This is a genomic window from Wohlfahrtiimonas chitiniclastica DSM 18708 (genome assembly GCF_000375345.1).
Taxonomy (GTDB): Bacteria; Pseudomonadota; Gammaproteobacteria; order Cardiobacteriales; family Wohlfahrtiimonadaceae; genus Wohlfahrtiimonas; species Wohlfahrtiimonas chitiniclastica.
Genome location: NZ_AQXD01000006.1, coordinates 26,396 through 48,800 on the forward strand (window position 1 = coordinate 26,396; position 22,405 = coordinate 48,800).

At 43.1% G+C, this 22,405-nt stretch carries 20 protein-coding genes and 4 tRNA genes; 21 read left to right on the plus strand and 3 right to left on the minus strand.

What is annotated here, in order from left to right; all coding sequences use genetic code 11:
- Nucleotides 1-3 precede the first annotated feature (3 nt).
- The 6 genes from ftsA (at nucleotide 4) to trmD (ending at nucleotide 5,017) form a co-directional block, all read left to right on the plus strand.
- The gene (gene ftsA / locus B143_RS0109385) at nucleotides 4-1,263 is read left to right on the plus strand and encodes a cell division protein FtsA (protein ID WP_018123076.1); all 1,260 of its coding nucleotides are present in this window, start codon (nucleotides 4-6) and stop codon (nucleotides 1,261-1,263) included.
- A gap of 57 nt (nucleotides 1,264-1,320) precedes the next feature.
- On the plus strand, nucleotides 1,321-2,445 hold the full coding sequence (gene ftsZ / locus B143_RS09785) for a cell division protein FtsZ (RefSeq protein WP_008316753.1): 1,125 nt from the start codon (nucleotides 1,321-1,323) through the stop codon (nucleotides 2,443-2,445).
- Nucleotides 2,445-3,371, plus strand: coding sequence for a UDP-3-O-acyl-N-acetylglucosamine deacetylase (lpxC, locus tag B143_RS0109395; RefSeq protein WP_018123077.1), 927 nt, complete (start codon nucleotides 2,445-2,447; stop codon nucleotides 3,369-3,371). Before ftsZ ends, lpxC begins: the two co-directional genes overlap by 1 nt.
- Before the next feature lie 129 nt (nucleotides 3,372-3,500).
- Complete coding sequence (gene rpsP, locus B143_RS0109400) at nucleotides 3,501-3,752, plus strand: 30S ribosomal protein S16 (protein ID WP_008316748.1); 252 nt, start codon at nucleotides 3,501-3,503, stop codon at nucleotides 3,750-3,752.
- A gap of 64 nt (nucleotides 3,753-3,816) precedes the next feature.
- Nucleotides 3,817-4,329: a ribosome maturation factor RimM gene (rimM, locus tag B143_RS0109405; RefSeq protein WP_018123078.1), complete on the plus strand. Its 513-nt coding sequence runs from the start codon at nucleotides 3,817-3,819 to the stop codon at nucleotides 4,327-4,329.
- A complete protein-coding gene (gene trmD / locus B143_RS09790; RefSeq protein WP_051063866.1) occupies nucleotides 4,319-5,017 on the plus strand; it encodes a tRNA (guanosine(37)-N1)-methyltransferase TrmD in 699 nt (232 codons plus the stop codon). Before rimM ends, trmD begins: the two co-directional genes overlap by 11 nt.
- On the opposite strand, the gene B143_RS0109415 is transcribed toward trmD, so the two are convergent.
- Entirely contained in the window at nucleotides 4,997-5,836 is an 840-nt protein-coding gene (locus B143_RS0109415) for a ribonuclease Z (protein ID WP_018123080.1), read from the minus strand. The genes trmD and B143_RS0109415 overlap by 21 nt on opposite strands.
- Nucleotides 5,837-5,958: 122 nt before the next feature.
- On the opposite strand from B143_RS0109415, the gene B143_RS0109420 reads away from it, so the two are divergent.
- Nucleotides 5,959-6,768, plus strand: coding sequence for an endonuclease (locus B143_RS0109420; protein ID WP_008316741.1), 810 nt, complete (start codon nucleotides 5,959-5,961; stop codon nucleotides 6,766-6,768).
- A 293-nt stretch (nucleotides 6,769-7,061) separates the two neighbouring features.
- A complete protein-coding gene (locus tag B143_RS0109425) occupies nucleotides 7,062-10,397 on the plus strand; it encodes a pilus assembly protein (RefSeq protein ID WP_018123081.1) in 3,336 nt (1,111 codons plus the stop codon).
- Between the two features lie 70 nt (nucleotides 10,398-10,467).
- Here the strand turns inward: B143_RS0109425 and pepQ are convergent, their stop codons facing one another.
- Nucleotides 10,468-11,784, minus strand: coding sequence for a Xaa-Pro dipeptidase (gene pepQ, locus B143_RS0109430; RefSeq protein ID WP_155964890.1), 1,317 nt, complete (start codon nucleotides 11,782-11,784; stop codon nucleotides 10,468-10,470).
- Between the two features lie 194 nt (nucleotides 11,785-11,978).
- On the opposite strand from pepQ, the gene B143_RS0109435 reads away from it, so the two are divergent.
- The 12 genes from B143_RS0109435 to B143_RS0109490 all read left to right on the plus strand — a co-directional run bounded on the left by B143_RS0109435 (nucleotide 11,979) and on the right by B143_RS0109490 (nucleotide 20,061).
- Nucleotides 11,979-12,725: a YebC/PmpR family DNA-binding transcriptional regulator gene (locus B143_RS0109435; protein ID WP_018123083.1), complete on the plus strand. Its 747-nt coding sequence runs from the start codon at nucleotides 11,979-11,981 to the stop codon at nucleotides 12,723-12,725.
- On the plus strand, nucleotides 12,722-13,204 hold the full coding sequence (gene ruvC / locus B143_RS0109440; protein ID WP_008316737.1) for a crossover junction endodeoxyribonuclease RuvC: 483 nt from the start codon (nucleotides 12,722-12,724) through the stop codon (nucleotides 13,202-13,204). The genes B143_RS0109435 and ruvC overlap by 4 nt, the downstream gene beginning before the upstream one ends.
- A 3-nt stretch (nucleotides 13,205-13,207) precedes the next feature.
- Nucleotides 13,208-13,804: a Holliday junction branch migration protein RuvA gene (gene ruvA, locus B143_RS0109445; RefSeq protein WP_018123084.1), complete on the plus strand. Its 597-nt coding sequence runs from the start codon at nucleotides 13,208-13,210 to the stop codon at nucleotides 13,802-13,804.
- Between the two features lie 23 nt (nucleotides 13,805-13,827).
- The gene (locus tag B143_RS0109450; protein WP_018123085.1) at nucleotides 13,828-14,385 is read left to right on the plus strand and encodes an ATP-dependent zinc protease family protein; all 558 of its coding nucleotides are present in this window, start codon (nucleotides 13,828-13,830) and stop codon (nucleotides 14,383-14,385) included.
- Nucleotides 14,386-14,396: 11 nt separating this feature from the next.
- Nucleotides 14,397-15,971 (plus strand): UUP1 family membrane protein, encoded by a 1,575-nt coding sequence (locus B143_RS0109455; RefSeq protein ID WP_018123086.1) that lies wholly within the window; start codon nucleotides 14,397-14,399, stop codon nucleotides 15,969-15,971.
- A gap of 1 nt (nucleotide 15,972) precedes the next feature.
- Nucleotides 15,973-16,950 carry an alpha-L-glutamate ligase-like protein gene (locus B143_RS0109460; RefSeq protein WP_018123087.1) on the plus strand — a complete coding sequence of 326 codons (978 nt, stop codon included), beginning with the start codon at nucleotides 15,973-15,975 and terminating at the stop codon, nucleotides 16,948-16,950.
- 1 nt (nucleotide 16,951) lies between these two features.
- Nucleotides 16,952-18,091, plus strand: coding sequence for a tRNA nucleotidyltransferase/poly(A) polymerase-related protein (locus tag B143_RS10100; protein WP_018123088.1), 1,140 nt, complete (start codon nucleotides 16,952-16,954; stop codon nucleotides 18,089-18,091).
- A gap of 65 nt (nucleotides 18,092-18,156) precedes the next feature.
- Nucleotides 18,157-18,233: transfer RNA gene (locus B143_RS0109470), tRNA-Pro, on the plus strand.
- A gap of 25 nt (nucleotides 18,234-18,258) precedes the next feature.
- Nucleotides 18,259-18,335, plus strand: a tRNA-Arg gene (locus tag B143_RS0109475).
- A gap of 28 nt (nucleotides 18,336-18,363) precedes the next feature.
- Nucleotides 18,364-18,439: transfer RNA gene (locus B143_RS0109480), tRNA-His, on the plus strand.
- Between the two features lie 42 nt (nucleotides 18,440-18,481).
- Nucleotides 18,482-18,558: transfer RNA gene (locus tag B143_RS0109485), tRNA-Pro, on the plus strand.
- Between the two features lie 93 nt (nucleotides 18,559-18,651).
- The gene (locus tag B143_RS0109490; protein WP_018123089.1) at nucleotides 18,652-20,061 is read left to right on the plus strand and encodes an MFS transporter; all 1,410 of its coding nucleotides are present in this window, start codon (nucleotides 18,652-18,654) and stop codon (nucleotides 20,059-20,061) included.
- Between the two features lie 49 nt (nucleotides 20,062-20,110).
- On the opposite strand, the gene B143_RS0109495 is transcribed toward B143_RS0109490, so the two are convergent.
- The gene (locus B143_RS0109495) at nucleotides 20,111-21,400 is read right to left on the minus strand and encodes a Glu/Leu/Phe/Val family dehydrogenase (protein WP_018123090.1); all 1,290 of its coding nucleotides are present in this window, start codon (nucleotides 21,398-21,400) and stop codon (nucleotides 20,111-20,113) included.
- A gap of 184 nt (nucleotides 21,401-21,584) precedes the next feature.
- Here B143_RS0109495 and B143_RS0109500 point away from each other — a divergent pair, with 184 nt between their 5' ends.
- Nucleotides 21,585-22,346 (plus strand): hypothetical protein, encoded by a 762-nt coding sequence (locus B143_RS0109500; protein WP_248647529.1) that lies wholly within the window; start codon nucleotides 21,585-21,587, stop codon nucleotides 22,344-22,346.
- Nucleotides 22,347-22,405: the final 59 nt, after the last annotated feature.

A 22,405-nucleotide genomic window follows, 5' to 3' on the forward strand; every position in this document is an offset into this window, starting at 1 on the left:
GTGATGGCAGATAATAAACAAGTTGTGAATGAAGAAACGCCAAGCTTAGTGGTTGGTTTAGACATTGGGACCAGCAAAGTGTTGGCAGTGGTGGCGGAAGTGAATGATCATCATGTGATCATTCGTGGATTGAGCCGCCAAAAAACATATGGCGTCAATGCGGGTGAAATCTCAGACATTGAGCAAGTGGCTGCGGCTGTGAAAAATGCGATCACAGATTTAGAGCAACAGAGCGAATGTAGAATTTATTCGCTCTCAGCGTCGTTGTCTGGCAAACACATTGAGTGTTATGAAACTGGTGGTATGGTGCCGATCAATCGTAAAGAAGTGACGTATAAAGATAAGCAAGAGGTGTTGAACACAGCTCATGACATGGCGTTGCCTCAGGGCTCTGAAATCATCAACATGATTCCCCAAGAGTATGAGATTGATAAGCAAAAAGGCATCACCAATCCCATTGGCATGGCGGGCATTCGCTTAGCGGTCAAGGCGCTAGCAATCGCTGCGGCGAGCAATGCACTAGACAATACACGTAAATGTATCCGTCGCTGTAATTTTGATGTGGACCATTTTGTGTTTCAAGGTTTAGCCTCTTCAATTGCGGTATTAACGGAAGATGAAAAGCGCTTAGGCGTCTGTTTAGTGGACATTGGCAGCGGCACTTTAGATTTAGCCATTTACATCAATGGTCAATTAAAAGATGTGGTGAGCATTCCATTTGGCGGTGACTTTGTCACCATGGACATTGCCCGTGTGATGCATATGAGTACGGATCTTGCAGAAAGCTTTAAAGTCAAATATGGTTCAGCGAGCGTTGATCGCGTGCCTCATGGTGAGATGGTGAGCATGCCAGTGCATCAAGGTGTAAAAACCGTCTCGCGCGCTGATTTAGCCGCCATCATCGAGCCACGCTATGATGATTTCTTTGGGCTCATTCGTCAAACCCTTAAAAGCAACTATTATGATCACATGTTAGGGGCAGGGCTTGTGTTTACAGGGGGCGCTGCTAATATTGATGGTTTCGTGGATGCTGCGATCAGATATTTTGACCAACCGGTGCGTGTCGGGTATGTTAAAAATGTGCAGCTTGATCCAAAACTGCGTGAAAAAAATATCAATATTAGTGATCCAGAGTATGCAAATGTGATAGGATTGCTAGGAAAGCATCAAGAATATTTGATAAATCATCGTGGACTGATTGAAGAGGCACCGAAGTTGACCTTCCTTCAAAAAGTCAAAAAGGGGCTAAAGCAATATTTTTAATATTTAAGAATATTTTGCTATAATGGCGTGAATTTTATTTTTTATGGGGTTTTATAGATGCCAGTTTTTGAATTACACCAAGACTTTGAAGACCAAAAACCAATTATAAAAATTATTGGCGTTGGTGGCGCTGGTGGCAACGCTGTAACTCATATGGTTGATTCAGGTTTAAAAGGTGTTCACTTTTTATCCGCTAATACTGACTCGCAAGCACTTAAAAAAACCAAAGCAGAAATCATGATCCAATTAGGATCATCATTGACCAAAGGTTTAGGTGCTGGTGCAAACCCTGAGATCGGTCGTCAAGCCGCTCTAGAAGATAAAGAGCGCATCAAAGAAGCATTAGATGGTGCGAACATGGTTTTTGTGGCAGCAGGCATGGGCGGTGGTACCGGAACAGGTGCTGCGCCAGTGATTGCTGAGATTGCCCGTGAAATGGGAATTTTAACCGTTGCTGTGGTGTCAAGACCCTTTAGCTTTGAAGGCAAAAAGCGTGAAAAAGCGGCCAATGATGGCTTAAAAGTTTTGGCCGATCATGTCGATTCTTTGATCACCATTCCAAACGAACGTTTATTGACAGTGTTGGGTAAAACCGCCAGTTTAGTTGAGGCATTTGCCGCAGCAAACAACGTGTTGTACAACGCTGTTCAAGGCATCTCTGAGAGCATCATTAAGCCAGGTTTAATCAACCTTGACTTCAATGACGTGAAAACAGTGATGAGCCAACAAGGTATGGCGATGATGGGCGTGGGCTCAGCATCTGGCGACAATCGTGCGCGTGAAGCGACACAAGAAGCCATTGCCTCTCCGTTGTTAGACAACATTAACTTAGCGGGTGCTAAGGGTATTTTAGTGAACATTACAGGTGGCATGGGCTTATCCATTGGTGAATACAATGAAGTGGGTCAAATGATCAGCGAATATGCGTCTGATGATGCAACCGTGATCATTGGTACTGCCATCGAAGAAGAGTTGGGTGATGAATTACGTGTCACCATCATTGCAACTGGTTTAGATGCACCAAAAGACACCACAACAGCACCAACCACACGTCGCCGCGTTGCAACGACTGTGGAAGAGCAGGAAGAAGAGCATCCTGCGGAGCGTCGCGGTTCTAAGCAGGACAAATTGTTTGGTGAAATCTTAGATATTCCCGCCTTTTTGAGAAAGCAATCAAATTAATGATTAAGCAAAGAACGTTAAAACAGACCATCTCAACCGTTGGCATCGGTTTACACTCAGGGAAGAAAGTTTCCCTGACGTTGCATCCTATGCCCGTTGATTTTGGCATTCAATTTAAACGCAGTGACATGCCAAACAGTACACCTTTTAAAGTGTCGGCTGAAGGCGTGATCGAGACCATGCTTGCCACAAAAATTGCAAGTGGTCCGGACTCAAAAGAGACTGTGTCTACGGTTGAACACTTGATGGCAGCCCTTGCTGCTTTCGGGATTGACAACGTGTTGATTGAAGTGAGTGCGGCGGAAGTGCCCATCATGGATGGCAGCTCTGCACCGTTTGTTTACTTATTGCAATCAGCGGGCACCGTTGATCAAGAAGCGCCAAAGCGCTTTATTAAAATTAAGAAAACAGTGAGCGTCAAAGAAGATGATAAGGTGGCAACATTAGAGCCATACAATGGCTTTGCCTTAGACTTTACCATTAACTTTAACCATCCTGTTTTAAATCGCACGGGCGATCATGTTGCGTGTGATTTTTCAGCAAAAGTTTTCATCGAAGAGTTTTCACGTGCGCGAACCTTTGGTTTCATGCGTGACTTTGAAAAGATGCGCGAATACAACTTAGGTTTAGGGGGCAGTTTAGACAACGCCATTGTGGTGGATGACTACCGCATTTTAAACGAAGGTGGTTTGCGTTATCCGGATGAATTTGTGCGTCATAAATTGTTGGATGCGGTTGGTGACTTATATCAATTAGGTTATCCGATTTTAGGTAAATTTGTGGGCTATAAAGCAGGACATCGATTGAACAATCTTTTGATTCGTGAGTTGATGAGCCAGCGGGATGCCTATGAATGGGTGACATGCGAAGAAGAAGAGTTCTCCATTTTTGCACAATTTACATTGCCAACATTTGTACACGCTTAAATATTTTCTTTTTCTAACTTTTGTAGTAGAATGAGATGTTATTTTTGTGCTTCTCTATGTATCGTGTCTCTATATTTTAAAAGAAGTACTGTGTTATTTAATTATTGATATTTTTAGGATTTTTATTTTATGGTTACAATTCGTTTAGCACGTGGTGGATCTAAGAAGCGCCCTTTCTATCAAGTCGTTGCTGCAGACAGCAGAAACGTTGCAACAGGTCGTTATATTGAGCGTTTAGGTTTCTTTAACCCAATCGCTTCAGGTCAAGAAGAACGTGTACGCATTGATATGGATCGTTTAAACTATTGGAAAGGTGTGGGTGCACAACCAACTGATCGTGTTAAACAATTAATTAATGAGTTAAACAAAAAAGCTCAATAATTAGTTTTGAATAATAGAAATACCTCATTCGCTCGAGTGAGGTTTTTTTTTGAAGGCGATTTATATGGACAATCACGATAAAATTGTTGTGGGTAAAATTAACGGTTTTTACGGCCTAAAAGGTTTTGTGAAAGTATTTTCTGAAACGCGCCCAAGAGATGCCATCTTTGACTATGATCATCTATATGTCTTCAGAAACAATGAGTGGCAAACATTGGTGGTGGAAAAAGCCCAATATGCAGGCAAAAGCTTGGTGATCAAATTTGAAGGCTTCATTGATCGCACAGCGATTGAGCCTTATTACGGTTTACAGCTTTTCATTGAGCGCGATCAGTTAGAAGACCTCAAAGAGGGTGAATTTTACTGGGCAGATTTATTGGGCATTACGGTGAAAAATACTGAAGGCCATGTCTTTGGGGAAGTGTCTGAGTTTTTAGAAACGGGCGCAAATGATGTGATGATCGTGAAAAAAGGTGGCGCAACCACATTGATTCCTTTCACACGTGGTCATGCCATTTTAGATGTGGACTTGGAAAATCGTGTCATTTTAGTGGATTGGGATGAAGATGATCTTTGATGTCATCACGCTTTTTCCTGAATTGATTGAGGGTTACTGCGAACTTGGCGTTGTCGGACGCGCTCATCAAAAGGGCAGCATTGAAACCCGTTGTTGGAATCCTCGTCAATACACCACAGACATTCATCATACTGTGGATGATCGCCCATATGGCGGTGGTCCTGGCATGGTGATGAAGTATCAGCCTTTAAAAGATGCTTTTGATGAGATTAAAGCAACCCGTCAAGCGCGTGGTTATCGCATTTATCTCTCGCCGCGCGGTCGATTGTTGGATCAACAACTCGTGCAAACGCTCTCTGAGCAATCACACATTGTTTTGCTGTGCGGTCGTTATGAAGGGGTTGATGAGCGCATCATTGACAGTGAAATTGATCTTGAATTATCGATTGGGGATTATGTGTTATCTGGCGGTGAGCTTGCAGCTAATGTGGTGATTGATTCAGTGGCGCGTTTGTTGCCAGATGTGTTATCGAATCATGAATCCTTTGAGCAAGATTCCTTCAGCAATGGATTATTAGATTGCCCACACTATACGCGCCCAGAAGAGATCAACGGCATGCGTGTGCCAGATGTGTTGCTCTCAGGCAATCACAAAAACATTGCCAAATGGCGCACTGAGCGATCAATTGCAGACACTCAAGAACGCCGCCCGGATTTGTGGGAAAAATTAAATCTCCACACGAAGTAGATCGTGAGCTAAATGGCTGTTTGGAAAAATTGAGCGGCACTCATCAATCAGTTGCTGCTGCAATGCTTGATTATAATAACGTGAGCTGATGTGGGTCATATAAAGTTTACCCACATTTGCTGTATGTGCCGTTGTGGCAGTTTGTACCGTGGTTGAATGGGCACGCTGTAAGGCGAGTTCTTCAAACTCTGCTGCGTATGTGGTTTCGTGCACCATAAAATCAGCATCTTTGGCAATGGTGATGGCATTATCGCAAGGATAAGTGTCCCCAAAGATCACCACAGTTTTCCCATCACGATGGGGATGATGTTCCTCAATTCGATAGGCAAAGGATTGCACACGATGTTGCAATTCAATGGCTGTAACCGTAATGGTATCATCTTCAAACACAGTGAATGGCTGACTTGGATCGCTGTTTGGTGTTAATTCAATGATCTCAAAGGGAAAGAGCATAAAGGATTCAGAAATCTCAATCACGGTTTCTAAGATTTTACGAATGCCTTTCGGGCCATAGAGCGTCAATGGCTTTTGGCAACCAGTCATAGAGCGGCTTGTTAAAAAACCAAACAGCCCAAAAATATGATCACCATGCAAATGGGTGATGAAAATTTTAGAAATTTTAGGCAACGTGATGCCAGGCAATTGAACATTATTTTTAGATTCTTGTTGCTGTAAGCGTTGGATTTGATGGCCTGTGGCTTCGCCGCAATCAAATAGCCACATCTCATGACGTTCTTGGGTTAAATCTAAAACCATGCTGGTGACATTGCGTTGTAAAGATGGACGGCCAGCGCCGGTGCCTAAGAATGTGAGATTCATGCGAGTGCCCTGAGTTGACGGATTTTGGCATTATAGCAGAATTTAAAATCTCAGGTTTGATTGAGGTGCTGCCCATAGATTGCTATAGTATGCGACTTTTAATGATACAAATGGCATAAAAGATGGCGAAAAAACCACAAAAAACCGTGACCCCACAAGATTTATCTCGCTTGTGGACACAATTTCAACGACGTCCCTTACAAACGATCGCAATGATTGTCTTTGCATTGATCGCTTCATTCTTTGGTGGCAAAACCATCATTGAAAAGAGTGATAAGGGTGATTCGCGTGACGTACAAACGTTTGCAAAAGCCAAAACAAAATTGATCAAATTGTACAAAGACAATCCAAACATTAAAGAATTTTATTGTGGTTGTGATTTCACCTATGAAGAGCGTAAATCGAGTTTAGATTTTAAAAAATGTGGTTATCAAGTGCGCAATCAAAGCAACATTGCGCGTGCTAACCGCATTGAGTGGGAGCATGTCATGCCCGCTCATAACTTTGGTAAAAACTTGCAGTGTTGGCAAGAAGGTGGCCGTAAAAATTGCCAAGATTATGCCAAATTTAATGTGATGGAAGGGGATATGCATAATTTGCAGCCAGCCATTGGGGAGGTGAATGGGGATCGTTCAAATTTCCGTTACAGTGAGTTTACCAAGCGCTTTGGTCAGTATGGCAAATGCCATTTTGCTGTGGATCCTAAAAAGCGCCAAGTGCAGCCACGTAATGAGATCAAAGGCGTGATTGCCCGCACTTATTTATACATGGAAGCGCGTTATGGCATCAAAGTGGCTGAGCAAGAGAAAAAGCTCATGAATGAATGGAATCGCACGTATCCTGTGGATGCTTGGGAGTGCCGCCGCAATGAGATCATCGCTAAAATGCAAGGCAATGATAATCCATTCATCACCTCACAATGTAAAAAGTAAAGCAATGTCAGTTTTTTAAGATTCAACAAAAGCGCTGTATGGCGCTTTTTGTTGATTTACCGATGTATTTTGTCAAACTTAGACAGAGATGTTCTATAATATAAAAGTTAAATTGCGTAAAGTGCGAGGTTTTCTGAATGTGGGCACTTTGATTTAAAGCAATTTTTTATAAATTATATGATGGTTGAGCACTATATTATGAGATTTTTCAGTACCATAACGGAACGATCACTTTAGGTTCGATCATAGAATTGACAGTCATTTATAACAAATTAGGGTATCGAGAGTCATCCATGAAACAGCAAACATTATTGATAAAAATGTTACTCGCCTTAGCCCCCGTTGCCATCGGGTCGCTAGCCTTTTCTGAAGAAAAAAAAGAATTTGTGCCATCGACGGAGCCTGTGTTTAATACCGCCCAAGCGAAGCCGAATATTCATATGGTGCTCGATGATTCAGGATCAATGAAATCACGAGATATTTTAGATCGCCCAGGTGGTCGGTATATATTGCGAACTAAAGCATTAGACGATGCTGTACAAAGTTTATTATATAAATATCGTGATAAAGCATATTTGGGCATTACTTTAATCTATCAATTTCGTAATGAATCTGGATTGATTCAACTGCCTTTAGATGATTATTCAAAAATGAGTGAATCTAATTTTAAATGGGATGTGATTGACAGAATTTCAAAATTATTGGAACGCTCTCCGGGCAATACACCCATTCGTCCTGCAGTTTACGATACATTGAAAATGTTTCGAGGCATGCCAGTGTCTGCGCGTGGTGGGATGAACGCGAATGGTACCATTCAATATGAGTCACATCGAGCTAGATATTATGAGGGCAGACAATTAGAAACACCATTAAGATATCGTTGTCAGCAAAACCATATGATTGTGATGACAGATGGACAACCCTATGGTGATACCTCTGTGGGCATTGCTGAGGTGGATAAACATTTATTCGGTCGTTATGTCCATTCTTTAAATTCCAATACAGATGTGATCAGTAATGGTGTGATTTTAAGCAGCTCAGTTGAACTGGGTAGATTTGGTTCGACATTGGGTCATATTGCCGCCAATACAGATTTACGTGATGCATTTAAACCAAAACTATTGGGTTTAGATCCATGGCGTAGAGAAGTTTGGGGCATTAAAGATAAGGATGATGCAGGTAAAGATTGGCATGATGAATTTTCAACCAAAATGCCCATTACAGTGCACAGTGTGAGTTTGTACATTAAACCCACAGCAGATGTTTATACGGAATTAACCAGTGCCAGTAAAGGTATGAATTTAGGGTTTGAAAAAAATAAGGGAACGGCTCAAGATCTTTTATTGGCCTTTGATACGATTTTCTCTGCCATTATCAAAAGTACCAGTAGTACGAAAGCCATGAATGATAAGGCGAATGCTGATATTTTGTTTGGCACACCGAGAAAAGGTGATTTGTCATCCATGGGTGCCATTCGTTACGATACCACTTACAACTTTAGACAGCAGTTTGGTACCATTCGTGCCATGGTGCCTTATATCAGTGACTGGACTGAAGATGCTTCAGGCAAAAAAATCCCGCAAGTGGATGCGGCAGGTAAGCCAAAACAGGCAACTTTAGAGTTATGGAATACAGATCAAACGGTTAAAAGTAATCAGGGCCGATATGTCACATTAGGCGGACTTTTGAGCGATGATCGATCCATTCGTGCCATGAATGAAATTTATAAAAAGGCATATCCTGATTCAGGTAACAATTATGACAGAACATATGTGACATGGTTGACAGATCATGAGGTGACAACACATGCACACAATTTACGTGGACGTTTAACGCCCATTGGTAGTGTGACAAACTCAGACATTAAATTGGCCAATAAAGATGAATTATATATTGACATTACGCCTAAAAAAATGGGTGGTGAGTTAAGAGAAGGTTTGGTTAAATGGCTGATGTTTAAAGCGAAAAATCAACCTGTGAATCACTTGGTTGTGGGTGATAATAATGGTTTTATTAATTTTATCAATGCGGAAAGAGGGCTGGCTAGAGGTTATCGTGCAGGTGAACGCAACACGGCATATTTTCCAAAAATGTTGGCCAGTCGAATCGATGACATTGCCAAAGTGAATCGATCGGCAACGTTGGTGATGGAAGGACGAACCAATTTTGTGGATGCTAAAGTGGGTGCCAATCAATATGCAACCATTGGTTTAACATCTATGGGTAGTGGTGGTAAAGGATTAGTGGGTTACAGTATCTTTGAAGGTACAACCAATAATGGTCAATTATTTACTACGACATCTAATCAAATTAAACCATTGTTTGAAATCATTAACGAAGGGCCTAAAGAGTTTAGAACCAAAGGTTTTGAAAACTTAGGCTACACTTATTCGGGTTTTGAGTTTTTTAATCGGACGAATCCTTTAAATGGCGTCAAAGTCGGGCAAGCCGTTGCTGTATTTGGTAATGGTTTTGGTGTAAAAAAATCTAGCCTCTATTTCATTGATGCCCATACGGGTGAAAAAATTCGTGAAATTGTTCTCAATCCACAAGGTGGTGGTGCATCAACGCCATCGATGTTGGTGCATGCTGAAGGTGCGGGTCAAATGGTGGATCGCATTTATGTGGGCGATTACTCAGGCACACTTTATCGAGTTGATTTTAATGGTAAAGGATTAAAAGATAGTGATGTCACAGTCACCGCTTTATTTAAAGCACCGGAAAAAGGTTTTGGACAATCCGCCATTTCCATTAAACCTTTATTATTGAAAAATGACATTACGGGCAAAGTGACGGTTTATTTTGGTACGGGTATGGCTGCGAGTAAAGAGCTTGACCGTGGTGAAAAATCTTTGGTTGAACATAGTATTTATGCAGTGGTTGACTCGAATCAAACCAGCGCTGCTTCCACGGCAAAAGCAAGTGCGATGAACTCTAGTGCTGCATCAGTGTTAGCCCCTGTTTTAACCCAAAAAGATTTGAGCCCAGGTCAGGTTGAATATGCTAATAAGGCAAATGTCAACTATACAGATACAGACACACATAAATTAGAGATTAAAGCACCTGTTAATGTTTCTAACAAAGATGGTTGGTATTTACGTTTGATTGCCGATGGTGATAAAAGTGGTGAACGTGTCATTCAAGAGCCAAAGTATGATGCGCGTCATAAAGCGATTACCTTTTCAACATGGGGCGTGCATGAGCGTGAAGGCGGTAAACCGATTGACGGTTTAGATGATCCATGCTTATCAGATGCAGCATTTGGTAAATCATTGGCGATTGATGTGAAAACCGGTGGCGCATCCAATAAAATTGGTTTAAGTAACAAAGGTAAAACCAACAATGCACCAGGTGGTTTAACTGGTGATGAGTTATATGCAGCGCCAGAAGGAAACAGTGTGACTAACATTGATGATCTTAAAAAAATTGATGCTAAGGCCGCAGAGGAATTAATTGTGGCAGTGGGTGAAGAGAACAGCACGCATGCCACGGATCCTGAAGGTTATGCCGCTTATTGTGAAGGTGATTTAACAGGTGGTTTAGAGTGCGATTTATATGATCGTAGTTTGTTGAATCAGAAGGTCTTAGATCCTAAACGCATCGGCATTCAGAAAATCTTTAGTTTCTAATGATTGACGGCTGAAGACAAAAATCCCTTGCCATGGCAAGGGATTTTTTTATGTGTTCATGAAGAGAGAATTAAAAATTGGGTGCGCCAATTTCAGCAAATGCTTCAGCGGTCAGGTTGCGCGGTTGATCATCACAAATGACGATGTTGTCCTCATCACGAATGCCGCCATAGCTCATCATCGGGTTGATGCGCTCAAGGTTTAAATGTGACGCGATTTCAGGATTTTCTAACGCTTGAGTGATCAATGTATCATTGAAATAGATGCCAGGCTCAATGGTGAGCACCATATTATTTTGCAGCGATTGCGTCAGGCGCAGGGTTTTAAAGGTTTCATTGCTCTTTTTTAAGGATTTGGCAATGCTTGGCGTATCATGCGTGTTTAAGCCCAATAAATGCCCGATGCCATGTGGGAAGAAGACGCGCACAATGCCTTTATCTACAGCATCTGCAAGCTCAATGTTCACAATGAATTGATGCTCAATCAACAGTTCACCGATGAGTTTTAAGGCATAACGATGAATGTCCATATAGGAAACGCCCGCTTTGCACTCATCAATCAATACGAGTTTAATGGCGCGCATGTGTTTAAGGAGCGTGATGAAAAAAGGATCGGCATCCTCTCCCGGATGGGTTCGGGTAATGTCTGCAATGTAACCGTCATACACAGCGCCGGCATCGATTAAAAAGCTGTTTAAAACGGCAGGCGGCGTTTGATCTAAATCTTGATAATGTAAAATGCTGCCATGATCATTGTAAGCAATGATGTTGCCATACGGTAATTCAGATTCACGCAGCCCAGTTACATCTAAATAATCTAAATTCATCTGAAATTCGCTGATGTATTCGCTGAGTGATTCGCGCACCGCTACATGAGCAGAAGCCGCGCGGATCGAGGCAAGCTTCATGCATTCAATTTCAAACTCAGTTTTAATGAGGCGCCAACTGTCGATGGCCATTTTTTGTGTTTGTGTGGCGATGTTGTGGGCAAATTCATCGGGTACATCAGGGCCGAGCCAAATGGTTTTTTGTGTTTGTGTGGCGTTGTTTAAGGCGGCGAATAAGCCTTCTAATGACTCATGAGGTTCAAGGGTGAAGGCGTCCGACCATGGGCCAAAACTCTCTTTGACTTTGAGCCAAAAATCTTTCGGGCGGTGGCTGTAAAGTGTGCGTGCATCTTTTGTAATCACTAAATATTGATGTGTGCCAATGTTTTCAGGAATCCAATGGCGTAAACTTGCGGGCATTTTATGGGGAATCTCAATGTCATCGTCATAATAAAAATGTGGCATGCCCGCGGTTAGGATTAAAGCATCTAATTGTTCTGTGGCTAAAAAATCTGCCGCTTTTGCGTGAAGTGTGTTTAAGTGATCAAGATAAAGGGACATAAAAGGTTTCCTTGAGATGATTTGATGAATCAAAGTGTCGCCTAAATGATAATGCACAGGGGCAAAATAACCAACCATCAAAGCGCTCACACGGGGAATCTTTGTCGGTGGTTGCAAACCCCGGGGGGCTTTGTGATAAAATGCATTGATTTTGAGTGTACATGCAGTTAATTGTTAAAGTTTAAGGAGCTTTCATGGCAGGTCATAGTAAATGGGCAAATATCCAACATCGTAAAGGCGCACAGGATGCGAAACGCGGTAAAATTTTTACGCGTTTGATCCGCGAAATCACCATCGCTACGCGCATGGCAGGCAATGGTGATCCTTCGAGCAATCCGCGTTTACGTTTAGCGATGGATAAAGCGTTGTCTAACAACATGTCCAAGGATACGATGGAGCGTGCCATCAAGCGTGGTTTAGGCGGTGATTCTGACAGCGCGCAAGAAGAGATTCGTTATGAAGGTTATGGTCCTGGCGGTGTGGCTGTGATGGTGGACTGTGTGACAGATAACCGTAACCGTACCGCTGGTGAAGTTCGTCATGCCTTCACAAAATGTGGCGGTAATTTGGGCGTGTCTGGCTCTGTTGCCTTCCAATTTACAGAAACAGGCGTATTGTCTTATCCTGAAGGTGCCGATGAAGATGCCATCACAGATGCGGCGATTGAGGCAGGTGCCGATGACATCGTTGTCAATGATGATACTTCCATTGATGTGTTAACCACACCACAAAATTATGCAACGGTTTATAATTTTATGGTGGAAAAAGGGTTAGAGCCTGAAGAGTCAGAAGTGACAATGCGCGCGGCAAATAATGTGGCGTTATCATTAGATGATGCCAAACAAATGATCAAAATGTTGGACATGTTAGAAAATTTAGATGACACACAAAATGTGTACTCTAATGCGGACATCTCTAGCGAGATTTTGAGTCAATTGTGATTATTTTAGGCATTGACCCAGGCAGTCGCATCACAGGTTATGGCGTGATTGAATGGGTCAATCATAAAGCTAAATACATCGACAGTGGTTGCATTCGCATGGATGTGAAGGCAACCACCGGCAATCGTTTAAAGACGATTTTTGAAGGGCTTGATCAATTGATCGGGCTCTATCAGCCGGATGTCTTATCGATTGAACAAGTCTTTGTTCATAAAAACCCTCAATCTGCCATTAAGTTAGGGCAAGCACGCGGTGTTGTGATGTGTGCGGCGGCTTTAGCGAATATTGAGATTCATGAATACACACCAACGCGCATTAAACAAACGGTTGTGGGCAATGGCCACGCCACAAAAGAGCAGGTGCAGCACATGGTGGAACATCTATTAAAATTAAGTCGAAAACCGCAAGCAGATGCCGCCGATGCATTGGCCATCGCCTTGACACATGGTTTTCATGGACCAGTTTTGGGAGTGAAATAAAAAATGATTGCACGCTTAAAGGGATTGATTTGGGAAAAAATGCCACCGAACATTGTGATTTTAGATGTCGGCGGCATTGGTTATGAGATTGAAGTGCCTGTGTCCACATTCTCAATGTTGCCAAAAGCAGGAGAGTGCACCACATTAGAGATTCAAAACATTGTGCGTGAAGATGCCAGTTTGCTTTATGGCTTTTATACGCACGCAGAAAAAGAGGCGTTTCGCTTATTGATTAAAGTCTCCGGCATTGGGCCAAAGAGTGCGATAGTGATTCTCTCTGGCTTATCGGTCAGTGAATTGTATGAAGTGATCTCAAGTGAAGATGTGGCGCGCTTAACGCGTGTGCCAGGCATTGGCAAAAAGACGGCAGAGCGCCTCATTGTGGAATTAAAAGATAAGATTAAAGGATTATCGTTGGGTATCGATCTCTTTAATGGACAAACACCCATGGCCGATCCGACCACAGATGCCGTATTGGCTTTGACCACATTAGGCTATAAACAGAGCGATGCTGAGAAGATGATTAAAAAGATCGTGCAACCTGCAATGGCGGTGGATGAGCTCATCAAGCTTGCCTTGCAATCCTCTATGAAAAAATAAATGTGCTACTGATAAGGACCCTTATGAAAACAATTTCAAAATTTTTGCTATTGTTCCCTTTGTTTTTTGCGCCGGTGTTGGCAGAAGAGAAAAGTGATCAACCTACTGAATCGACCCCTGTGCAAAAACCTGAGGTGGTCAAACATGTTTATGGACACGATGAGCAGGTGGTCTTGCCACAGCTTAACAATATTCAACTGCACGCGAAATTAGACACGGGTGCAAAAACGGCCTCTTTGAGTGCAAAAGAGATCAAGATTTTCACTAAAAATAAAGAAAAGTGGGTGCGCTTTCAACTGGAAAAAAACAATAAAACTTATGAATTTCCCATCAAGCGCATGAGCCGCATTAAGAATCGTGAAGGTGAGCGCATGCATGAAGGGGTGCCAACATCATCAGAGCGTCCTGTGATTGAGTTAGAGATCTGTCTTGGCAATCAGAGCAAGAAGATGGAAGTCAATTTACAAGATCGCTCACGCTTTCAATACCCGATATTGATTGGTAAAGTGGGATTGATCAAATTAAAAGCAGTGGTGGATCCCGCTTTATCTGAAACCACACAACCGAATTGTCAACAATAGAAAGAGCAGATATGAAATCACTAACGTTGCATCTTAAAATATTAATCACTTTGTTATTGGTGATTGGCTTTGGCTCCATTGCTTATCAAGCATGGGTGCTTAAAATCCCATTGACAGAAGATTCCCGTGGGTCTGTTTGGACGATTGATACGAAAATCAATTTCAATGTCCGCGGCTCAAAACCTGTGAAAGTGAAATTGTTCATCCCCTCTAAAGAAAATGGTTTAAGCACCGTGATTTTAGAAGATGACAATATCCTTGCCCGTAATTATGGCGTGGCCCGTGAGATTGATCCTTTAGGCAATCAGCAATTGATCCTCTCATCACGCAGAGCCACCGGTGATCAAACCTTGTATTACCGCTTATTGGTGTCAGAAGAGGCCGGCAATGTGGAGCGTTACATTGGTCCTAAGGGATTGGTGTATCGTGAGCCGATCCCATTAGAAGGTGCACAAAAAGTGGCTGCCGATTCTTTGATTGCGAGCATTCGTGAATTGTCATCGGACACGGCAACTTTTGTCTCTGAAGCCATTCAAACGTTGAATGATCGTCGCAATGATTATGCCAAAACATTGTTAGAAGGTGATTACTCCATTGAGAATCGCGGGAAAATGTTGGAAGTGTTATTGTCCCAAGCGCGCATCCCGATTCAATTTGTGCACACGTTAAAACTCAGCATTGGTTCGAATCAAAAGCCACAAATGTTTGTGCGCAGCTACATTGAGAAATCTCAAGATGAGAAAAAACTCGGTGAATGGATCTATTTTGATCTCAATTCTGGGCAACGCGGCTTAACGAATGACCGCCTCATTTGGTGGGTGGGCAATGATCCGTTATTGACGGTGTCAAATGACATCAAAGCAAATATTAATTTCAGTTTAGATGATAGAGAATTGACCTCAAAAGGCATCATCTCCAATAAAGTGAGCAATGCAGAGGCCAGCAGCTTTTTAACGTATTCACTGTACAGTTTGCCGATTCAAATCCAAGAAACCTATTTGACCATGATTGTGATCCCATTTGGCGTTTTGGCCATTTTGATCTTCCGCAACATTGTGGGTGTTCAAACTTTAGGAACATTTACCCCTGTATTGATTGCATTGGCATTTCGTGAAACAGGGCTGGTGTTTGGGATCTTCTTATTCAGTGTCATTGTGGCCATTGGCCTTGCGATACGATCCTATCTTGAGCATTTAAAACTACAAATGTTGCCAAGGTTGTCAATCGTTTTAACATGCGTGGTGATTTTAATTGCCATCTTAAGTTTAGTGAGTCACAAGCTTGGGTTAGATCAAGGTTTATCTGTGACATTGTTCCCGATGGTCATTTTAACCATGACCATTGAGCGTTTATCCGTCACATGGGAAGAGCGTGGTGGTGCGTTTGCCTTTAAAGTGGCGCTTGGCACATTCTTCACAGGTTCGATTGCCTTTTATGTGATGAACTTAAATGAGCTCAGTTACTTTGCCTTTACATTCCCAGGCATTTTATTGATCCTCATTGCCTTTATGTTGGCGATGGGTCGTTATCGTGGTTACCGTTTAACGGAATTGGTGCGCTTTAAAGCACTGGTGAAGGAAGGTTAATATGTTTGGTTATATTCAAACATGGAAGGATTTGAAAAAACGCGGCATCATGGGGATCAATCAGCGTAATGGTGATTACATCCTTAAATACAATGATCGCCGTTATTATCCCTTAGTGGATGATAAAATCCTGACCAAAGCACGGGCAATAGAGGAGGGCATCAGTGTGCCGGAGCTCTATGGCATCATTGAAACGGAAAGCGAGATCACGCGTAATTTGCGTAAGATTTTAAAAGATCGCCAAGATTTCGTCATCAAGCCTGCCCAAGGGGCGGGCGGTGATGGTATTTTGGTGGTGGCTGATCGTTTTGATGAAAATCGCTTTAAAACCATCTCAGGTAAACTCATCACCATGACGGAAATTGAGTATCAAATCTCCAACATCTTGACGGGCTTGTACTCATTAGGTGGCATGCGTGATCGGGCGATGATTGAGTATCGTGTGACGCCTGATCCTGTCTTTAAATCCATCAGTTTTGAAGGTGTGCCGGACATTCGCATCATTGTGCTCAAAGGTTATCCTGTGATGGCAATGCTGCGTTTACCCACCCGTCAATCGAGCGGTAAAGCGAACCTTCACCAAGGGGCGATTGGGGCAGGCATCAACTTACGCACGGGTAAAACTTTGCGTGGGACATGGCTCAATGACAAAATTGAACGCCATCCTGACACCAATAACAGTATTTTTGATCTGCAAATTCCCCATTGGGAGGATTTCATTTCATTGGCAAGTCGCTGTTATGAGCTCTCTAACCTTGGCTACATTGGGGTGGATATGGTGCTTGATCAAGAGAAAGGCCCGATGATTCTTGAGCTCAATGCGCGTCCGGGTTTAAACATTCAGATCGCCAATGACTCAGGCTTAGCCGCACGCAATCAAACTGTGGAAGCGCGTTTAGCGATGCTCAAAGCCAAAGATTTACCAGAAGAGGACTTTGCATCGCGCATTGCGTTCTCTCAAGAACATTTTGGATTTTAAAATGGGTCAGCAAATTTATCAGGTGGGCGGGGCTGTGCGTGATGAACTCCTTGGCAAGCCAGTGAAGGATCGTGATTGGGTGGTGGTCGGTGCAACGGCAGAGGATCTCGTGGCACAAGGTTATCAACAAGTGGGCAAGGATTTTCCTGTCTTTTTGCACCCAAAAACGAAAGAAGAGTACGCACTTGCCCGCACTGAACGTAAGCAAGGTCATGGTTATGGGGGATTTGCCGTTTTTGCTACGCCAGATGTGACGCTTGAAGAGGATTTATTGCGCCGTGATTTAACCATCAATGCGATGGCGAAAGATGATGCGGGAAATTTATATGATCCTTATGGCGGGCATGATGATCTCAATGCTCGCATTTTGCGTCATGTGAGCCCAGCCTTTGAAGAAGATCCTTTACGTGTGCTGCGCTTGGCGCGTTTTTATGCACGTTTTTATGAGGATGGTTTTACAATTGCGAGCGAAACTGCGCACTTGGTTCACAAAATGGTGGAGAGTGGCGAGCTTGATCATTTAGTGGCAGAGCGCATTTGGCTAGAAACTCACAAGGCATTGAGTGACGTGAATGCGGCACACTATTTTAAAGCGCTCTATGATTTAGGTGCATTAAAAGTTGTGTTTCCTGCGTTGCAACCCTATTTTGATGAGCATAAAACTGTTGTGGAAGCGATGTTTACTGCGCTTCGCACAAGTATTGAAACAGAGCAGGGCATGCACATTCGTGTGGCGCTTTTGTTGTCGATCTTTGAAACAATGGCGGAGGTGAAGCAATTTGCAACGCGCTATCGTTTATCGGTGCATGAAAAAGCAGCGGCAGAGAAATTACATGCGTGGAAAGATTGGCCAACGCGTGATTTATCGGTGGCGCAAACGTGGTTAGATCTATTGCTTGGTTTAGATGCCTTCCGTAAGCCGGATCAATTGCATGATTATTTAGCAAGCATGGCAATTTTATCTGAATTAAACGGTGAAAGATCTGCATTCAATGAATGGTCAAAGCAATTATTATCCATTTATACAGTATTGAGCAAAGTGGATATTAAACCATTGATTGAGAATGTATTGCCAAAAGAAATTCCACAGAAAATTGCGGCGCATCGTTTAATGATCATCAATAAAATGATTAAATTTTAAACACATGTTTGACAGTGTTTAAAATTCGCTATATAGTGGCGTCCTCTTTTAGAGAACATGATTAACGGGGCATAGCGCAGTCTGGTAGCGCAACTGGTTTGGGACCAGTGGGTCGGGGGTTCGAATCCCTCTGCCCCGACCAATTTTAAGAGTAAGCTTGGACCTGAGCGCTCGTAGCTCATCCGGATAGAGCATCGGCCTTCTAAGCCGAGGGTAGCAGGTTCGAGTCCTGCCGAGCGCGCCATTCTCGATTACTCTGGCAACAAACAATGGTGGACGTAGCTCAGTTGGTAGAGCCCTGGATTGTGATTCCAGTTGTCGCGGGTTCGATCCCCGTCGTTCACCCCACTATTCATAACCCTTCGAGATCTCGAAGGGTTATATCGATTTCGGGGCATAGCGCAGTCTGGTAGCGCAACTGGTTTGGGACCAGTGGGTCGGGGGTTCGAATCCCTCTGCCCCGACCATCTTTTAAATCCTTAATGTATATTTTAACCACTTAAACTTTATGGTTTTGAGTGGTATTCTGTTATCCATTATTTGTGGACAGAGAAGACATTATGGCCAATTCGATTGCATCCGACCGATCTAAAGCAGTATTGCCGTGGATTTTAGGGGTCACCATCTTTATGCAGATGTTAGAGACCACCATTTTAAATACCGCGTTGCCCACGATGGCCAAAGATCTTGGCGAATCGCCCTTACAGATGCAATCCACCATCATCAGTTATGCACTCACATTGGCGATTTGTACGCCCTTAAGTGGCATCATCTCCGATAAATTTGGCACAAAGTATACCTTCATCATTTCCTTATTTGTGTTTACATTAGGCTCGCTCTTTTGTGCGTTGTCCATGAACTTAACGCAATTGAATCTTTCCCGCGTATTACAAGGCGTTGGCGGGGCGCTCTCGATTCCTGTGGCACGCTTATCCATTTTTAAAACCTATCCTAAGTCAGATATTTTACGCATCATGAATTATGCAATTACGCCTGCATTGATTGGCCCGATGCTCGGACCAATTTTAGGTGGATATTTGGTGCAATATCTCTCTTGGCATTGGGTGTTTTTAATCAATTTACCAATTGGCTTGATTTGTTTGAGCCTTGCGATTTTCTTCATGCCTGATTATAAAGCGGACAATGTGAAGATGGATTATGTGGGGTATGTACTGTTTGCCGCTTCCATCTCATTGTTGATTTTGGGCTTGCAGTTCATCAGCCGTCAAAACAATGAAGTGTTTTCCATGATGCTGCTTTGTTTAGGTTTGTTGTTATTGGTGAGCTATTGGATTTATGCCTATTACAGCACTTCGCCCTTATACTCTGTGGAGCTGTTTAAGATTCGCACTTTTGTGGTGGGGATTTTTGGTGGGATTCTAGCGCGCCTTGGCATTGCCTCCATTCCATTTGTGGTGCCATTGTTGTTGCAAGTGGGGATGGGTTATACGCCCGAACTGTCAGGCTGGATGCTGGTGCCATTGGCTTTGGCAAACCTTATCAATAAACCCATGGTGACCACGATCATGCGTTGGTATGGGTATAAAACGGTGCTGATCATCAATACATTATTGATCAGTATTTTGATCATGGTGATGGGCTTTGTGGCACCGCATGTGCATGCTGCGGTATTGATTGGCTTGCTGTTTGCATTGGGCTTTTGTAACTCCATTCAATTTAGCGCCATGAATACGCTCACCATTGCGGATTTAACGGATGAAAATGTCAGCAGCGGCAATAGCTTGATGCTGGTGGTGCAACAAGCGTCTTTAACGCTCGCGATTGCATTTGCAGCCATCTTTATGAACATCTTTGCTCATGTGCCGATGGCTTATTTTGATCACACAACTGAGCCCTTTCAAGCCACGATGATCATCATGGGGCTCTTCACACTGTTTTCCACGTTAGTGTTTGTGATTTTAAAAGGCACTGATGGGGATAATATGGCCAATCGCACCTTCAAGCGCTGAAGACTGACCATAAAAAAGCACCCATTGGGTGCTTTTTTAATGGGTTAAATTAAGATGCCCAGCCGCGAGCTTGTACAGCTTCTTTCACGCGTGTAATGGCGATGGTGTATGCCGCATCACGCAGATTGATGTCTTTTTCTTTTGCAACGTTATAAACATTCTCAAAGGCATTGTTCATGAAGGTTTGCAATTTAGAGAGCACCTCTTCTTTATCCCAATAGAAGTTAGTATTGCCTTGCACTTGCTCAAAGTAGCTGCATGTGACGCCGCCTGCATTGCATAAAAAATCAGGAATGATGGTGACACCGCGTTCAAATAGAGCTGCATCGGCCTCATAGGCAGTGGGGCCATTGGCGCCTTCACAAATGATTTGAACATTGTTGGACATTTTTGCCATGGATTCTAAAGTGATCTGATTTTCAAGGGCAGCAGGAATGAGGATCTCTACATCTTGTTCAATCCATGCTTCGCCCGGTAAAATCTCAATGCCTAGGGCTTTAGCTTTCTCGATGTCTAAGCTGCCAAAAGCATCTTTAATTTCAAAAAGTTTTGCCACATTTAAGCCATTTAAATCACGGAAAGTGTAGCTTTTTTGATCTTTCTGATTCCAACAAGAGACCGCCACAACTTTGCCGCCTAATTGACTGTATAACTCTGCGGCATATTGTGCCACATTGCCAAAACCTTGAATGCTTGCGCGTGTGTTTTGAATGTCGAGTCCTTTTTTAGCGAGCAGGGCGAGCAGGTGATACACAACGCCATAGCCTGTGGCTTCTGTGCGGCCTTGTGATCCGCCTAAATTCACAGGTTTACCGGTGATCATGCCAGGGAAGTGACCTTGATTGATGGTTTCAAATTCATCGAGCATCCACACCATGTGTTGACCATTGGTCATCACATCTGGGGCAGGGACGTCGGTATTTGGGCCAAAGAGCGTATGAATTTGGCGCACATAACCGCGACAAATGCGCTCTTGTTCGGCTAAGGATAATGTTTGTGGATCACAAATCACACCGCCTTTACCACCACCTAATGGCAAGCCAACCACTGCACATTTCCATGTCATCCACATGGATAAAGCGCGCACCGTATCAACGCTTTCATGCGGATGGAAACGGATGCCGCCTTTAGCGGGGCCTAAAGCCTCATTGTGCTTCATGCGAAAACCTTTGAACACGCGCGTTGAACCATCGTCCATTTTAATCGGGATGGAAAAGTGAATCTCTTTCATCGGTGAGCGAAGAAGATCTTTCATACCTTCTTCAAGATGTAACGAAGTCGCCACATGATCAAATTGTTTTTGAGCATGCGTGAAAGGATTATATGCGTCGTGTTCCATTGAGTGTTCCCCTACTGTGGTTATAATTTTGTCTACCTTTCGATTCTATTATCAATTTATTTTTAATTGCAAGCCATAAGGTAAAATTTTTTCATGCGCAGTTTATTGTATAATCCCCGATCATTCACTAGAACTCAGTAAAATTATGATGTCATTATCGAAAGTATTTAATCTCAAGGCTTTTTTGTATCATTTTTTATTCAGCATTGTCTTAATCGGTGGGCTTGCGTTGTTCATCGTGCACCTTTGGTATCCTGGCATTTGGGCCACGGAAATCGGTGGTTATCAATTGGTTTGGATGATTGTGATGGTGGATCTGTGTGTGGGACCGCTATGTGTGGGCTTTGCATATAAGACTCATAAGTCCCGCAAAGAGAAAATATTAGACATCTCTGTGATCACATTGTGTCAGCTGGCATTTTTTGCATGGGGTGCTTGGACGATCTCCATTTCACGCCCAGTTTTCATTGCCTTTGATGCAGATCGCTTTGAATTGGTGGTGGATCAAGAGGTGAGTGCAGAGAATCTAGCAAACACAGCGCCGTTTGATCGTCTGCCTTTGTTTGAAGGGCTCAAAATGGCTGTGGTGGATGTTGAACAAACCGTGCCTGATCAAGAGGCGCGCATTCAAGTCAACAATGATGCACTCTTTGGGCTAGACATTTCAAAGCAGCCAAAATATTACGTGCCATATGAGGATAACATTGATCGGGTGTTAAAAATGGCCAAAGGCTATGAGGACTTTGCAAAAAACGGTGAAGCGACACAAGCGGCGGCGGATTTTATGGCCAAGCACGCCATCGAAAAAGCAGAGTTTATGTGGTTGCCGATTCGTTATTTTTCTCCTGAAAAACAGTCGCCACTCTTCATGACGGCGGTGATTGATCCAAAAACGGCGCAAATCATCGACTACATCGTGATCGATCCTTATGAGATTAACGAATAAAACAATGGATTTTATTTTAGCGCGCACCTTGATGATCCGCTTTGTTGTGTGCTTTAATC

What these genes read in the sequence shown, in the direction of transcription:
- ftsA (WP_018123076.1), top strand. Translation starts at nt 4, where the DNA reads ATGGCAGATAATAAACAAGTTGTGAATGAAGAAACGCCAAGCTTAGTG.
- ftsZ (WP_008316753.1), top strand. Translation starts at nt 1,321, where the DNA reads ATGCCAGTTTTTGAATTACACCAAGACTTTGAAGACCAAAAACCAATT.
- lpxC (WP_018123077.1), top strand. Translation starts at nt 2,445, where the DNA reads ATGATTAAGCAAAGAACGTTAAAACAGACCATCTCAACCGTTGGCATC.
- rpsP (WP_008316748.1), top strand. Translation starts at nt 3,501, where the DNA reads ATGGTTACAATTCGTTTAGCACGTGGTGGATCTAAGAAGCGCCCTTTC.
- rimM (WP_018123078.1), top strand. Translation starts at nt 3,817, where the DNA reads ATGGACAATCACGATAAAATTGTTGTGGGTAAAATTAACGGTTTTTAC.
- trmD (WP_051063866.1), top strand. Translation starts at nt 4,319, where the DNA reads ATGATCTTTGATGTCATCACGCTTTTTCCTGAATTGATTGAGGGTTAC.
- B143_RS0109415 (WP_018123080.1), bottom strand. Translation starts at nt 5,836, where the DNA reads ATGAATCTCACATTCTTAGGCACCGGCGCTGGCCGTCCATCTTTACAA.
- B143_RS0109420 (WP_008316741.1), top strand. Translation starts at nt 5,959, where the DNA reads ATGGCGAAAAAACCACAAAAAACCGTGACCCCACAAGATTTATCTCGC.
- B143_RS0109425 (WP_018123081.1), top strand. Translation starts at nt 7,062, where the DNA reads ATGAAACAGCAAACATTATTGATAAAAATGTTACTCGCCTTAGCCCCC.
- pepQ (WP_155964890.1), bottom strand. Translation starts at nt 11,784, where the DNA reads ATGTCCCTTTATCTTGATCACTTAAACACACTTCACGCAAAAGCGGCA.
- B143_RS0109435 (WP_018123083.1), top strand. Translation starts at nt 11,979, where the DNA reads ATGGCAGGTCATAGTAAATGGGCAAATATCCAACATCGTAAAGGCGCA.
- ruvA (WP_018123084.1), top strand. Translation starts at nt 13,208, where the DNA reads ATGATTGCACGCTTAAAGGGATTGATTTGGGAAAAAATGCCACCGAAC.
- B143_RS0109450 (WP_018123085.1), top strand. Translation starts at nt 13,828, where the DNA reads ATGAAAACAATTTCAAAATTTTTGCTATTGTTCCCTTTGTTTTTTGCG.
- B143_RS0109455 (WP_018123086.1), top strand. Translation starts at nt 14,397, where the DNA reads ATGAAATCACTAACGTTGCATCTTAAAATATTAATCACTTTGTTATTG.
- B143_RS0109460 (WP_018123087.1), top strand. Translation starts at nt 15,973, where the DNA reads ATGTTTGGTTATATTCAAACATGGAAGGATTTGAAAAAACGCGGCATC.
- B143_RS10100 (WP_018123088.1), top strand. Translation starts at nt 16,952, where the DNA reads ATGGGTCAGCAAATTTATCAGGTGGGCGGGGCTGTGCGTGATGAACTC.
- B143_RS0109490 (WP_018123089.1), top strand. Translation starts at nt 18,652, where the DNA reads ATGGCCAATTCGATTGCATCCGACCGATCTAAAGCAGTATTGCCGTGG.
- B143_RS0109495 (WP_018123090.1), bottom strand. Translation starts at nt 21,400, where the DNA reads ATGGAACACGACGCATATAATCCTTTCACGCATGCTCAAAAACAATTT.